The sequence below is a fragment of the Novosphingobium sp. EMRT-2 genome (assembly GCF_005145025.1).
Classification (GTDB): Bacteria; Pseudomonadota; Alphaproteobacteria; order Sphingomonadales; family Sphingomonadaceae; genus Novosphingobium.
This window is the reverse complement of sequence record NZ_CP039697.1, coordinates 582,888-596,457: the sequence shown is the minus strand read 5'-3', so window position 1 is coordinate 596,457 and position 13,570 is coordinate 582,888. Positions and strand designations below refer to the sequence as shown.

General features: G+C 68.9%; 10 protein-coding genes. 3 read left to right on the top strand and 7 right to left on the bottom strand.

All coding sequences use genetic code 11. The features are described from left to right. Positions 1-114 precede the first annotated feature (114 nt). The 6 genes from FA702_RS22925 to FA702_RS20605 form a co-directional block, all read right to left on the bottom strand. The gene (locus FA702_RS22925) at positions 115-273 is read right to left on the bottom strand and encodes a hypothetical protein (RefSeq protein WP_168196169.1); all 159 of its coding nucleotides are present in this window, start codon (positions 271-273) and stop codon (positions 115-117) included. After that, positions 270-1,376 carry a PepSY domain-containing protein gene (locus tag FA702_RS20625; RefSeq protein ID WP_136957945.1) on the bottom strand — a complete coding sequence of 369 codons (1,107 nt, stop codon included), beginning with the start codon at positions 1,374-1,376 and terminating at the stop codon, positions 270-272. Before FA702_RS20625 ends, FA702_RS22925 begins: the two co-directional genes overlap by 4 nt. Further along, on the bottom strand, positions 1,373-4,471 hold the full coding sequence (locus tag FA702_RS20620) for an amidohydrolase family protein (RefSeq protein ID WP_255504865.1): 3,099 nt from the start codon (positions 4,469-4,471) through the stop codon (positions 1,373-1,375). The genes FA702_RS20625 and FA702_RS20620 overlap by 4 nt, the downstream gene beginning before the upstream one ends. 41 nt (positions 4,472-4,512) lie before the next feature. Next, the gene (locus FA702_RS20615) at positions 4,513-6,741 is read right to left on the bottom strand and encodes a TonB-dependent receptor (protein WP_136957943.1); all 2,229 of its coding nucleotides are present in this window, start codon (positions 6,739-6,741) and stop codon (positions 4,513-4,515) included. 39 nt (positions 6,742-6,780) lie between these two features. Then, the gene (locus FA702_RS20610) at positions 6,781-7,434 is read right to left on the bottom strand and encodes an FMN-binding negative transcriptional regulator (protein WP_136957942.1); all 654 of its coding nucleotides are present in this window, start codon (positions 7,432-7,434) and stop codon (positions 6,781-6,783) included. A gap of 78 nt (positions 7,435-7,512) precedes the next feature. Further along, entirely contained in the window at positions 7,513-8,976 is a 1,464-nt protein-coding gene (locus tag FA702_RS20605) for a PLP-dependent aminotransferase family protein (RefSeq protein ID WP_136957941.1), read from the bottom strand. 177 nt (positions 8,977-9,153) lie between these two features. Between FA702_RS20605 and FA702_RS20600 the strand changes: the two genes are divergently transcribed. The 3 genes from FA702_RS20600 to FA702_RS20590 all read left to right on the top strand — a co-directional run bounded on the left by FA702_RS20600 (position 9,154) and on the right by FA702_RS20590 (position 12,824). Continuing rightward, entirely contained in the window at positions 9,154-9,621 is a 468-nt protein-coding gene (locus tag FA702_RS20600) for a (2Fe-2S)-binding protein (RefSeq protein WP_255504864.1), read from the top strand. After that, positions 9,618-11,735, top strand: coding sequence for a molybdopterin cofactor-binding domain-containing protein (locus FA702_RS20595; RefSeq protein WP_136957939.1), 2,118 nt, complete (start codon positions 9,618-9,620; stop codon positions 11,733-11,735). Before FA702_RS20600 ends, FA702_RS20595 begins: the two co-directional genes overlap by 4 nt. A 78-nt stretch (positions 11,736-11,813) precedes the next feature. Then, entirely contained in the window at positions 11,814-12,824 is a 1,011-nt protein-coding gene (locus FA702_RS20590; protein ID WP_168196168.1) for a sugar kinase, read from the top strand. A 12-nt stretch (positions 12,825-12,836) separates the two neighbouring features. On the opposite strand, the gene FA702_RS20585 is transcribed toward FA702_RS20590, so the two are convergent. Beyond that, complete coding sequence (locus FA702_RS20585; RefSeq protein ID WP_136957937.1) at positions 12,837-13,469, bottom strand: 2-dehydro-3-deoxy-6-phosphogalactonate aldolase; 633 nt, start codon at positions 13,467-13,469, stop codon at positions 12,837-12,839. Positions 13,470-13,570 lie beyond the last annotated feature (101 nt).

Below are 13,570 nucleotides of genomic sequence, written 5' to 3'. Positions count from 1 at the left end.
AACGACTCTGACTGCTTCGTCATTGCGAGCGCAGCGAAGCAATCCAGGGCCGTGCGCGTCGCTCTGGATTGCTGCGGGGCTTCGCCCCTCGCAATGACGAACGATGCCGCCGCCTCAGCGGCGCAGCAGCGCCACGGCGATCGGCGCCACGGACAGGGCAAGGCCCAGCGCGGCGAGGGCATCTTCCCAGCCATCGCCGGTCAGGCCGATGACGAGCCCGGCGAAGCTGACGAGGGCGATCGCCGCGATCGGCACGAGCGGGTGGCGCGTCATGCCGCGCGGCCCCGGCGCGCGGTGCGCGGCTTGCGCAGCCACAGATAGAGGCCGCTGCCCAGCACGACGATGCTCACGAGGTCGAGCACCGCCCACAGCAGCTTCATCGCCATGCCGCCATAATCGCCAAAGTGCAGTGGCTGCGCGAGCAGCAGCGCCTTCATGTACCACGGCATCGGCGCCACACCATCGACCTTGCCGGTGCGCGCATCGACCATGACCGGGGTCAGCAGCTTCGCGGTCAGCGGCGTCGCGCCCTGCAGATAGACGGCCAGGTGATCGCGGCTGCTGAAGGCCGCGCCGGGAAAGGCGATGAACTGCACGCGCATCCCCGGCACCGCGGCCTGCGCGTTGCGCAGCGCCGCGTCGGCAATGCCGGGGCGATAGGATGCGATCGGCCCGGAATGATCGCGCGCCAGATGGGCCAGTGCATCGGCGCGCCACCACGCGGTGATCGGCTCGGCCAGGGTGTTGATCGTGCCGGTCAGCCCCACGACCAGCGCCCAGGCCAGCGTGACGCCCCCGATCAGGTTGTGCCAATCGAGCCAGCGCGTGCGCGCGGTCTTGGCCTTGCGCACGCTGGCGAAGCCCGCCTTGCGCGCGAACGGGGCGTACAGCACGACGCCCGAAACCAGCGCCAGCACGAAGCACAGGCCGATCGCGCCGACGAAGTATTCGCCCACCGTGCCCAGCAGCAGGTCCTTGTGCAAATCGAGCACCACGTCCATCACCCCGCCGCCGGGCGCTTCGCCCTGCGGCGGCGCGGCGGTGCGCCGGTCGATCGGGTGGAAGCGCATCGCCGTCTCCGGCGCATCGCCGACCGGCCCGCTGGTGAGGTTCACCACCGGACGATCCTCGTCGAAGCTGAGGTAGATCGGCACGGCGCCCGGTTCCAGCGCCAGCGCGGCGGCAATCGCGCGGTCGAGCGAAACCAGCTCGGCGTCGTTCCAGCGTTCGATCCGTTCCGGCTTGCCGATGCCGTCGATCTCGTCGTGAAACACCAGCGGCAGGCCGGTCAACGCCAGGATCAGCATGAACAGCGTGCAGATCAGGCTCGACCAAGTATGCACCTTGCTCCAGGCGCGCAACGTCGCCGGCTTCATTGCGGGACCTCCCCGGATGCCTCTTCGCGCCACCACGGTGCGGCCGGGCTTTCGCTATCCCGTGCCAGCGTGGTGCCGTCGAACGCGATGCCGCCGCGCAGCACCAGCGCAATGCGCCGGGCGTTGGCGATGTCGGCGCGCGGATCGGCATCGAGCACCACCAGATCAGCCAGCTTGCCGGGCGTCACGCTGCCAAGGTCATCCGGCCGGCCGATGATCGTGGCGTTGTCGATCGTGGCCATTTCCAGCGCCTCCTGCGGCGTAGCCCCGCCCGCGACGAACGCGGCCATTTCCCAGTGGACGCCGATGCCCTGCATCTCGCCATGGCTGCCCACGCCGACCAGCGTGCCGGCGCGGCGCAACCGCATCGCGTCTTCGGCAAAGCGCCGCCAGGTCTGCCATTCGGACGGCGTCCAGTGCCGATCGCGCAGCTTGGCGGCCAGCACGAACGGTGGGGTGAACCGGCGCAGGCGCGGATCGTCCTGCGGGCGATCGTTCTGGATATCGGCGAACAGCATCGGCGCGCCGCCGTAAAGCACGGTCAGCGTCGGCGTGTAGGCGATGCCGCTGGCGGCGAAGAGGCGGATCACGTCGTCGTGGATCGGCGTGACCGGCAGGTTATGCTCGTTGCCGGAAAAGCCATCGATGGCGTGGGTCAGCTCCAGCACGAAATCGGCGGCGCCTTCGGTGGTGGGCATCATGCCCAGCTTGCGCGATGCCGCCACCATATACTGCCGCGCGGCCCGGTCGCCGACCATGTAGCTCTTGATATTGCGCGTGCGGTAGGCGTCGCGATAGCGCGTCAACACCTGCTCGGCCACGGCCTGCGAGGTGATGGCGCTGTTCACGAACACGCCGGGGCCGGTGCTGAACAGGCGCGGCCCCGTGGAAAGCCCGGCGTCCATCCGGTCGGCATAGGCGAAGATATCCGGCGTGAACGGCTGCACTTCCAGCACCGAGGTGACGCCATAGGCCAGCAGCGTCGGAAATTCCCAGTGCGTGCCATCGTGCACCCCGCGCGGGATCGGGAAGAAGTGGGCGTGCGCGTCGATCAGGCCTGGAATGACGAACTTGCCGGCCAGCTCGCGTATCCGCGCGCCGGCCGGAACGGGGATGGACCCGCGCGGGCCGACCGCGGCAATCCGGTCGCCGGTTATCAGGAGGTCGGCGTCCGCGATGACCTTCCCGTGGTCCATCGTCAGCACGGTAGCGCCGCGCAGCAGTTGCGCCGTCGCCGGCAGGGCACGCGGCACGCGGACCGAGAGATCGCGCGGGGCTGCCGCGGCTTCGGGATCGGCGGCCGCCAGCGCGCCGGCCGAGGCGGCGTGACGCCAGAACGGCCCGACCGTCCACGACAGGCCATCGCCGTCCCAGCGCATCGTATCGGCGCCCACCCCGGTGATCTGGCGGTGACCAGGCACGGCGTCCATCAGGTTCACCGGCTTGGCGTCGGCCGGCATCGGCAGAAGGTGCAGCTCGAACGCGGTGCGCGCCGCCAGCGTTCGCCCGTCGGGCGATAGGCGCAGTTCCTCGACCGGGCGCGGTTCCTTGACGTATTGCCCCATCGCGCGGGCGACGACCGTCGCGCGCGCCAGCAGCGTTCCGTCGGCCATCACTTCCTTGAGCGCGCCATCGGCCTGGACGAACAGACGCCCGTCCGCCGTCCGCTGCAGCGAGCGCAGACCCGCGCCATGGGCGATGACCGTCGCGGCACCACCGGGGGAAAGGCACACCACATCGACCGGCCACGCCGGGGCCAGCTCGTCCGGCGCGTGCAGGCGATCGAATTGCGCGGCGCGCAGTGCGATCAGGCTTTTACCATCGCGATCCCAGAGCGGTTCGGACCAGAAGGCGCCCTGCGGTCCGGCGGGGCGCGGCGGGCCGCCAGCCACGTCGAGCGTCCAGATGCCGCCGCCCTGCTCGGCAGTCCAGCGCGTGAAGGCCAGCGTGCGCCCATCCGGCGACCAGGCCGGCTGGAAGGCGTTACCATCGAACAGCTTGCGCGGCGGCGCGTTGCCTTGCGCCTCGGCGACGTACAGCGCGCCCAGCGCGGTGAAAGCGATCCGTTGGCCGTCCGGCGACAGCGCAGCGCCTTCGGCCAGATGCGTCCGGACCTCGCCGCCATCCTCTACCCGCTGACGGACCCGGCTTTGCGGGGCAAGCGCCAGCCGCACCGGCGCGCGAAACGGGATCGCCTGCTGCTTTCCGGTGACAAGATCGAGCCGCACGAAGCCGCCATCGCGCGCGAGCACGATGGCCTTGCCGTCGGGCGTGAAGCGGTAGCCGGGGGTAAGATCGTAGTAGTAGCCGCCTTCTTGCCCGTCGTGATCGATCGGCCAGGCGATCCAGCGGTCCTCGCCGGTAGCGAGGGTACGCAGGCGCAGGCCGGTTTCGCCGCCATCGCGCCGCGCGGCATAGGCCAGAAATCGCCCATCGGGCGAGAGCACCGGATGCATCCCGCCGGGAATCACCGTCTCGACCGCGCCGGTGGCCAGATCGCGCCGCGCGATGGACCAGGTGGGTGGGTCCTTCTCAGTCCAGGTGTGGCCCAGCTTGGTCGCGTACCACACCGCCTTGCCGTCGGGAGACGGGGTCGCGCCCATGGCGTTCACGCGATCGTCCCACCCCTCGTTGCCGCCGGGCTGGGCCGCCACGACCAGCGCGGGCGGGCCACCTTCGACGGGAACGCGCCACAGTTCGAACGCTAGCACCGCGTGGACGGCCCGGCTGACATAGACGCTTTTCCCGTCCGGCGCCCAGGCCGGCGAGGTCATCAGGACGAGCGCGGTGTCATGCGTCAGTTGCCGCGAGTCGCTGCCGTCACTGCGCGCGATCCAGAGGTTGGTGACGCCCGACCGGTCGGAAATGAAGGCGATCCAGCGCCCGTCGGGCGAAGGCACCGGGTTGCGTTCGAAGGCAGGGCCGGCCAGCACCGGTTGCGCATCGCCACCGGTGGCGGGCATCCGGTAGATGTCGCCCAGCAGATCGAACCACAGCCACGCGCCGTCCGGGGACAGCGCCGGCTGCGCCCAGGTCGCCTCGGTCGCCTGATAGGCAAGCAACCGGGCCTCTTCGGCGCGAAGAGGCCCGGCCACGAGAGCCAACGTTGCCGCGAGAAAGACGGCAACGCGGCGCATCAGAGCGACCAGTCGAGCCGCAGGCCCACCGTGCGCGGCCGCACGATCGATCCCGCCGGGGTCGCCTGCGACGTGAACGGCGCGTTGAGGATGCCGAACTTGTCGAACACGTTGTTGGCGAAGACCAGCACGCGCACCTTGTCCATCAGCGTCAACCCGGCGCGCAGGTCGATGATGTTGAAGTTGCCGCGCGTCGCGGTGTTGCCAAACGCCACCGGCGCCGACGACAGGTAGCGGTGCGCCACTTCGAACGAGGGCTTGAACGCCACCTCCTGGAAATCGAACTTGAGGTTGTTCGCCACCGACCACTTCGACGAACCCGGCAGCGTCGAGCCCGAGGCGTAGCCGCCGCCGACCGCGAACGTATCGGGCAGGAACGCGGTGAGGCTCGCTTCCTGACGCGTAACGCTGGTGCTGAAGCTCGCGACCTTGGCGATCTGCCAGGTGGCCGCCAATTCGCCGCCGACCACGTTGGCGCTGCCTGCGTTCGAGACATAGGAATAGTACGACGGCGCCGGGCCGAACAGACGGGCCTGGATGCCCTTCCAGTCGATGTTGAAGAAGGTGGCTTCCACATAGAGCTTGCCGTCGAAAGCGTGGAATTTCACGCCCGCTTCGTAGTTCTTCACCCGGTCGCTGTTATACTTGACCGGAATGGTCGGCAGCAGGCCGGCGTTCGGGTTGATGCCGCCGACGCGATAGCCTTCCGAATAGGTGGCATAGGCCAGGAAGTCCTTGGTCGGACGGGCGGTGATGGTCACCTTGGGGGTGAAGCCATCTTCCTTGTTCGACACCCGGCCCGTGGCGTCGACCGGGCTGTAGCCGCCCGGATAACCGCCCAGCGCGCCCGCCTGGTTGGTGACGGTGGCGTTGTACTTGTTCCAGAAATAGCGGCCGCCGAACGTGATCTCGATGCTGGGTCGGATCGCGTAGCTCACTTCGCCGAACACGCCGATATCCTCGTTGTAGGTATCGGATGCATAGCCATAGATGCGATCGCCCGGTGCCAGCACGCTGCCCGAAAAGCCGCCGAACGAGGCAGGGTTGGCGTTGATGTAAGCCGCCGCGCCGTTCTGGAAGATCTGGTCGTAGCTGAACTTCTTGGCCGCCATGTAGCTGGCGCCGATCAGGTAGCGGAACGGCCCGTCGCCCTTCGAGGCCAGCCGGACTTCGGCGGTCTTGATGTTGGCGTTGGCGTTGCCCGCCGAATAGGCCGCGCCCGAACCCGTCGTCACCCCGGTCACGTAGAAATAGGGATACGAGAACTGGGTGAAATTGTGCTTTTCGACGATGGAACCGATGGCGGTGAGTTCCGCTCCGCCCAGATCCTGATCGAGCCGCAGCGAATTCATCCAGAAACGCGTCTTCTGCGGTTCGGCCCGCGCGGTGTTGCGGATGTAGGGATGATCAAGGTCGAGGTAGGTCTGGTCCTCAAGATAGGTGTCCTGCCACGACGAGAGATAGCTGATCTTGGTCGCGCTGGACGGCGTCAGGACGATCGAGCCGCGCAGGCCCCGCGTGCGGAAATCGTTGCTGCCGCGCACGCCGGTGCCGGGGTTGTCGAGATAGCCCGCATCAAAGCGCTGCAGCGCGACCAGGCGCACCGCCAGCTTGTCGGCGATCAGCGGCACGTTGACCATCGCCTTGGCCGCATAGTTCACTTCGCCGTGCGAATTCTTGGTCGAACCGATGAGGCCAGATGCCGCCGCGTCGATCTTGCTCGTATCCGCGGTGTTGACCACGTAGTTGACCAGGCCGCCCAGCGTGGACGAGCCGAACAGCGTGCCCTGCGGGCCGCGCAGCACTTCCACGCGGTTGAGATCGAAGGTGTCCACATCGGGAATGCCGATCGGGAAGCCGGGTTCGACCAGCGGCACTTCGTTGAGGTAATAGCCGACCGTGGTCTGGCCCTGTTCGTGGTAGGTCGTGGCCGAGATGCCACGGATGATCACTTCGGAAACGCCGGGCTGGTAATCGTTGAACACCACGCCCGGCAGGCGGGTGACGTAGTCCGACAGGCTTTGCGCGTTGGCGGCGGCCAGATCCCTGCCCGATACCGCGCTGGCGGCGATCGGCGTCTGGTCGAGCGCGATGGCGCGCTTGGTCGCGGTCACGACGATCGTGCCCAGGCCGTTGTCGGCGGCATCTTCGGCGGCCAGCGCCGGCTCGGCGGCCATGGCCAGCATGGACGCGCCGGCAAGGCAGGCAAGGTGCAGTGTGGTCCTCATGTCTATTCCCCTCTGAATGTCATGGATCGCCCGCTTCGGCTATCCCGTCTCCCCGATGATCGCTTCCGCATCGTCCGCGTTAAGGCTGTCCGTTTCTAGGCGGTCGGCGTTGAGCCGCCGCATCCAGCCGGCCATCACCGGATCGGGATAGGCCGCCAGGATTTCCCTCAGCACGTCGACGTCTTCTTCCTGTCCCAGTTTGAATCGCGCGTCCGTAGCGTGAACCGTCGCACGAAAGCTAATGATTCTTGATAGCAAGTTTGGCAATCGCTCTCCGGCGTCCTCAACCTGCCAGGGCGGGGACTGCGGTGCTTCGGCGTGCGCGGTCAGCAGGCGGACCGCCGGCAGGGTTTCGCTGTCGTCCCCGAATGCGACTGTCACGTCGAAGGTTGCGACCGCGAAGTTCCAGGTCGGCGCCCAGTGCGGCCGCGACACCAGCGCGGGCGAGACATAGCCCTGCGGCCCCATGAACAGGATTTGCGCGCGCGGATCGGCGCGCAACGCGGCGACTTGCGCGTTGCGGCGCGAACAGTGGCCGATCAGCGCGACGATGGAGCCATCCGGCCCCGTTTCGGCGATCAGCGGCAGCGGCGTGGCGAAGAAACCGTCCGGCCCGCTGTTGGTGAGCCAGGCCAGCGGATAGGCGGCCACAAGATCGGCAAGATCGCCGTTGGTTCCGGAAGGAAAGTCCATGGCGACGTTGTCACCAAGCGATTGGCCCGGAAAAAGTGCCAGATCGGCAAAAGCAAGGGGACCAGTATCGTCGGCGGATCAACTGTGGCCCAGATGCCCCAGTATGCGTACGGCTTCCACCGTCCGTTCGCTGGAGTAACTCGCGAACCCGAGCCGCAGCCCGTGCGGGGCATCGGGGGCCAGCCGGTAGGAAGCGGACGCGGCGAAGGTGATGCCGGCGGCGGGCGCGCCGGACTCGATCCGGGCCAGGGCATCGAGATCGAGGAATTCCAGCCACATCGCCAAGCCACCCGCCGGCAGCCGCGCGCTGACGAAATCGCCCAGCGCTTCCCGCACCGCCTGCGCCAGCGCATCGCGCCGCGCGCCATAGACGCGCGTCGCCTTGCGCGCGTGGCGGCGGACCTCGCCTTCCTCCAGCAGGAGGGCGATGGCGTCCTCGGTCAAGCTGTTGCCCATGCCATCGCTAATCGAAACCTGGTGCGCGGCGGCTGCGATGACCGGCGCGGGCGCCACGATATAGCCGACCCGGAGCGCCGGCAGCAGCAGCTTGGACAGCGATCCGACATAGATCACCACGTCCGGCGCATAGGCGGCCATCGGCAGCAGCGGTTGCGATCCGAAGCGGAATTCGTGGTCGTAATCGTCCTCGATGATCGCGAAGCCGAACTGCCGGGCCAGCTCGACCAGCCGCAGGCGCCGTTCCGGGGCCAGCGAAACGGTGGACGGAAACTGGTGGTGCGGGGTGACGAACACCGCGCAGACCTGCCCGTTGCGGCACGCCCGTTCCACCGCATCGACATCGATACCGTCGTCGTCCAGCGCTACCGGCAGCACCGGCACCCCGGCGGCCTGGAAAGCGGCCACCGCCGGCTCATACGTCAGCGCCTCGGCCAGCGCGACCGCGCCGGGGCGAGCCAGCAGCCGCGCGGCGAGCGCGATGCCCATCTGGCTGCCGCGCGTGACGCAGACGTTCTCTTCGCTGACGACAAGGCCGCGCTCCTCGCGCAGCATCGCCGCCAGCCCGGCGCGCAGCCGCTCGCTGCCGCAGGGATCGCGATAGCCCAGCTGCTGCCGCCGCGCGGCATAGAGCGCGGCGGTGCGGAAGGCGCGCGCCAGCGCCTCGGGCGGGAACAGACTGCCGTCGGGGCTGCCTTCGTCCAGCTTGATGAGCCGCCCGGGCGGAACGGCGATCGGCCGCGACGGGGGCGGCACGAAGCGATAGATCGGCTGACGCCCGATCGGCGGGCTGCTTTCGGGGGTTTCCGGTCGGCCACGCGGCAGGCGGGTCGCGACCGCGGTCCCCTTGCGGTCCGCGGTTTCCAGCCAGCCTTGCGCGACAAGCTCCTCGTAGGCGGTCACCACGGTCTTGCGGTTGAAGCCCAGTTCGCTGGCGAGTTCCCGGCTACTGGGCAGCGGCGACCCCGGCTGGAGCCGCCCCCGCTCGATCTCGTGAATCAGCGCATGAGCGAGTTGCATGTAGAGCGGCGTCGACCCGGCGGGCCGGATCCGCTTTTGCAATGTCAGGGACCAGCCGCGTCGCATTGGCTCCCCTACTCCCCTCAAAATGCCGATAACGAAGGGACCAATCGGCCAGACCGCCCGGCAAAGTCAAGCGGCGGCCAAGGCAGCTTCCGCATATAAGGGTTTTGCTTGGGCCGCGGCTCGCCGCATAGTGCGGTCCGGACGCCAAAACGGGGGGCGTCAGACGGGGACATGGGCATGAGCTATTCGCTGACAGTCAACGGCAAACAGGTGACGGTGGACGCCGGCGCCATCGACATGCCGCTGCTGTGGGTGCTGCGCGACGTGATCGGGCTGACCGGCACCAAGTTTGGCTGCGGCGCGGGACTCTGCGGCGCGTGCAGCGTGCTGATGGGCGGCGAACGCTTCTTCAGTTGCCAGGCCCCGGCGCGCGCGTTCATCGGCCAGCCGGTCACCACGATCGAGGGTTTGCGCGACGATCCGCTGGGCAAGCGCCTGCAGGATGCCTGGGTCGAAGCCGACGTGGTCCAGTGCGGCTATTGCCAGCCGGGCCAGCTGATCGCCGCCACGGCACTGCTCAAGGCCAACCCCGCGCCCGACGACGCAGCGATCGAGGCGGGGATGAGCGGCAACCTCTGCCGCTGCGGCACCTACCCGCGCATCCGCAAGGCGGTGAAGCTGGCGGCGGCGGGAGGCAAGGCATGAGCGGCGGCGTGGCTGGCGGCCTTTCGCGCCGGGGCGTGCTGCGCGGATCGGCCGCGCTAGGCCTTGCGCTGGTGGTGCCGGTGGGCCGGGCCTCTGCCGCGAAGGCCGCCGCGCTGACCGCCAACGCTTTTCTTTCGGTCACGGCGGAGGGCGCCGCGCTCGCCCTGCCCAAGACCGAGATGGGACAAGGCGTGTTCACCACGCTCGCCATGCTGGTGGCGGAGGAACTAGGGCTGTCGCCCGCGCAAGTGGCCGTGACCATCCCCGAAGGCGACAGTGCGCGCTTCGCGCCTATCGACCAGGGCACCGGCGGGTCCAGTTCGGTGCGCGAACTCTACAAGCCGCTGCGGCAGGCCGCCGCCAACGCCCGCGCGGCGCTGGTGGGCGCGGCGGCGCGGCAATGGGGCGTCCCGCCCGAACGCTGCGACCTTGTCGGCGGCATGGTGATCGAGGCCACGGGCAGCCGCCGCCTGCCCGTGGGCGATCTGCTGGCCGCCGCCAGCGCCGCGCCGCTGCCCAAGGACGCGCCGTTGCGGCCTGGCAGCGCGTTCCGGGTCATCGGCAAGCCCACCCGGCGGCTCGACAGCCTCGCCAAGGTCACCGGCGAAATCGTCTATGGCATCGACGTGCGCCTGCCCGGCATGAAAGTAGCGATGCTGGCGCAATGTCCGATGTTTGGCGGCACGCTCGCCGCGTTCGACGAAAAGGCCGCGCGCGCCACCCCCGGCGTGGTGCAGCTCGTCAAGGGCACCGACGTGCTGTTCGTGGTGGCCGAGACCTACTGGGCGGCGATGCAGGGCTATATCGCCGCCAACCCGCAATGGACCGCGCCCAAGGCGCCGGCCGACCATGCGCATATCCTCACCGGGCTGGACGAGGCGCTGGCGAAGCCGGGGTTCGAGGCCAAGTCCACCGGCGATCTCGCCGCCGCCAAGGCGAAGGCGGCGCGTCCGTTCAACGCGACCTATCGCCAGCCCTTCCTGGCCCATGCGCCGATGGAGCCGGGCAGTTGCACCGCGCACGTCACGCCCGAAGGCTGCACGATCTGGGCGGGATCGCAAGTGCCCGCGCAGGCGCGCGACGATGCCGCCAAGGCACTGGGCCTGCCGGCGGACAAGGTCACGTTCCACAACTGCCAGATGGGCGGCGGCTTCGGCCGGCGGCTGGAAACCGACATGGTGGTGCGCGCGGTCGAGCTGGCGCGGCAGGTACCCTACCCGGTCAAGCTGATGTGGTCGCGCGAGGAGGACATGAAGCACGACATGTACCGCCCCGCCTATGCCGACCAGATCACGGCCGCGCTGGATGCAGGCGGCCGGCCGATCGGCTGGGAGCACCGGATCGCCGGCTCGTCGATCATGGCGCGGCTGCTGGGGCAGGGCTTCAACGGTGTGGATGCCGACGCGATCGAGGGCGCGGTCGCCATCCCCTACGCGCTCGACGCGCACCGCGTGACGTTCCAGCAGGCCGAAAGCGCAGTGCCGACAAGCTGGTGGCGCGGCGTGGGCGGGCTGCGCTCCGCCTTCGTGGTGGAAAGCTTCGTTGACGAACTGGCCCATGCCGCAGGGCAGGACCCGCTGGCCTACCGCCTCTCGCTCGTCACCGACCCGCGCATCCGCGCGGTACTCAAACGGGCGGGGCGCGAAGCGGGCTGGGGCACGCCGCTCCCCGCCGGGCAGGGACGCGGGATCGCGGTGCTGCAACTGTGGGGCACGATCATCGCGCTGGTGCTGGAGGCGCGCGTTGCCGATGGCGCGATCACCGTGCCCCGGGCGACCGTGGCGGTCGATTGCGGGCTGGCGATCAACCCGCTGGGCGTGGCCGCGCAAGTGGAAAGCGGCGTGATCTTCGGCCTCTCCGCCGCGCTTTATGGCGAAGTGACGATCAAGGGCGGGCGCGTGGAACAGTCCAATTACCACGACTACCGCATCCTGCGCCTGAACGAGGCCCCCGCCATCGCCACGCATATCGTCGACAGCGGCGCCGATCCCGGCGGCATGGGCGAACCGCCCTGCGCTGTGGTCGCTCCGGCGCTGGCCAATGCGGTGTTCGCCGCAAGCGGCAAGCGGTTGCGCACCCTGCCGCTGGCGGCGGCTCTGGAAGGGGTATCCTGAACCGGGCGACGCGCGCCCCGCTTGTTCCATCGCTATTTGTCATATAATTAATCGGGCAGCGCGATGGAGAGGTGCCGGGTGTCCAGGATCATCTGTTTTGGCGAAATGCTGCTGCGCCTGGCGGCCCGGCCGCCGGCGCTGCTGGGGCAGGAAAGCACGCTTGACGCCACGTTCTGCGGCGCGGAAGCCAACGTCGCGGTGGCGCTGGCAGGGTTCGGGCACGATGCGGAACTTATCACCGTGCTGCCCGAAAACCGCCTGGGCCGGGCGGCGCGGGACGCGATCCGCGCGTTCGGCGTGAACCTGGCCGGCAGCCCCTTCACCTCCGGCCGGATGGGGCTGTATTTCCTCTCGCCCGGCGCCATGGCCCGGCCTGCGGAAATTCTCTACGACCGCGCGCATTCGGCATTTGCCGACCTCTCCCCCGATCTGTTCGACTGGCCCGCTCTCCTGAACGGCGCGGACTGGCTGTTCGTGGGTGGCATCACCGCAGCGCTGGGCGAAGGCCCGCTGGCGGCGTTGCGGTCGGCCATGGCCACGGCGCGCGAGCGAGGCGTGCGCATCGCGTTCGACTGCAATTTCCGGCCGAGCCTGTGGCAGGATCGGGAAGATCAGGCGAAACGGATCCTGCGTGAACTGTCGCTGGCTGCAGACGTCCTGCTCGCCGACCCGCGCGTGATCGGCCTGATGCTGGACCGCACTTTCGCCGATCCCGATCCCGCCACGGCGTTGCATAACGCGGCGCAGGCGATGTTCGCGCTCGCCCCCGCCCTCACCCACGTCGCGGCGACGCACCGCGAAGTGTCCTCCAGCAACAACCAGCGCCTGACCGGGCTGCTTGCCAGCCGGTCCGCTGTGACCAGTACCGAGCCCGTTGCGCTGGACGCCATCGTCGACCGGATCGGCACGGGCGACGCCTTTGCCGCGGGCATCGTGCACGGTCTGGCGCGCGGCATGACGCCTGATCGCACCGTCACCTTCGCGACGGGCTGCTCGCAGTGGGCACACGCCGTATCCGGGGACTTTCTGCGCGCCAGCGAAGCGGACATCGAGAGCATCCTCGCCGGTGGCGGGGATGTCCGCCGCTAGGGTCAGTATCCGTTACCGCCGCGCCTTCGCCGCGTGGAACGCGGAAACGATCGCCCGTGCATCGTCGGCGATGGTGTCCAGCGGCTTACCGGGCCGGAACAGCGATCCCCCCATGCCGAAGCCGGTGGCACCCGCCTGGAGATAATCGGCCATGTTGGTGGCTGTGATCCCGCCGACGACGAAGATCGGCACCTGCGGCGGCAACACCGCCCGGACAGCGCGGACGCCCGCAGGCGGCATGGCTTCCGCCGGGAATATCTTGATGCCCGTCGCCCCCGCTTTCAGGGCCGCCATCATTTCGGTGGGCGTAAACACGCCCGGCAGCACGGTCATGCCCTTGCCCGCGGCATGGCCGACCAGCGCCGGATCGCAGTGCGGCGACACCACCAGACGCGCGCCAAGGCGCTCCAGTTCGTCCACCTCGTCGGTGCGCGTCACGGTGCCCGCGCCGATCAGCGCGCGATCGCCGAGCGAACCAACAAGGCTGGCGATGCTGGCGAACGGATCGGGCGAATTCATCGTCACCTCAAGGATGCCGAAGCCGGCCTCCACCAGCGCGTCCCCGACGGCCTGCGCCCTTTCCGGCTCAAGGCCGCGCAATACCGCAAACAGCGGCAAGGCATCGGCAAGCGTTACGACTGCCATGGCTGGGGTTCTCTCCTGTTCCCGATCGACGCAACGGCTTGATCCTGTCGCGGGGTCGCCTTAACACCATTTATCATATTAATATAGCGGCGATCCCGATC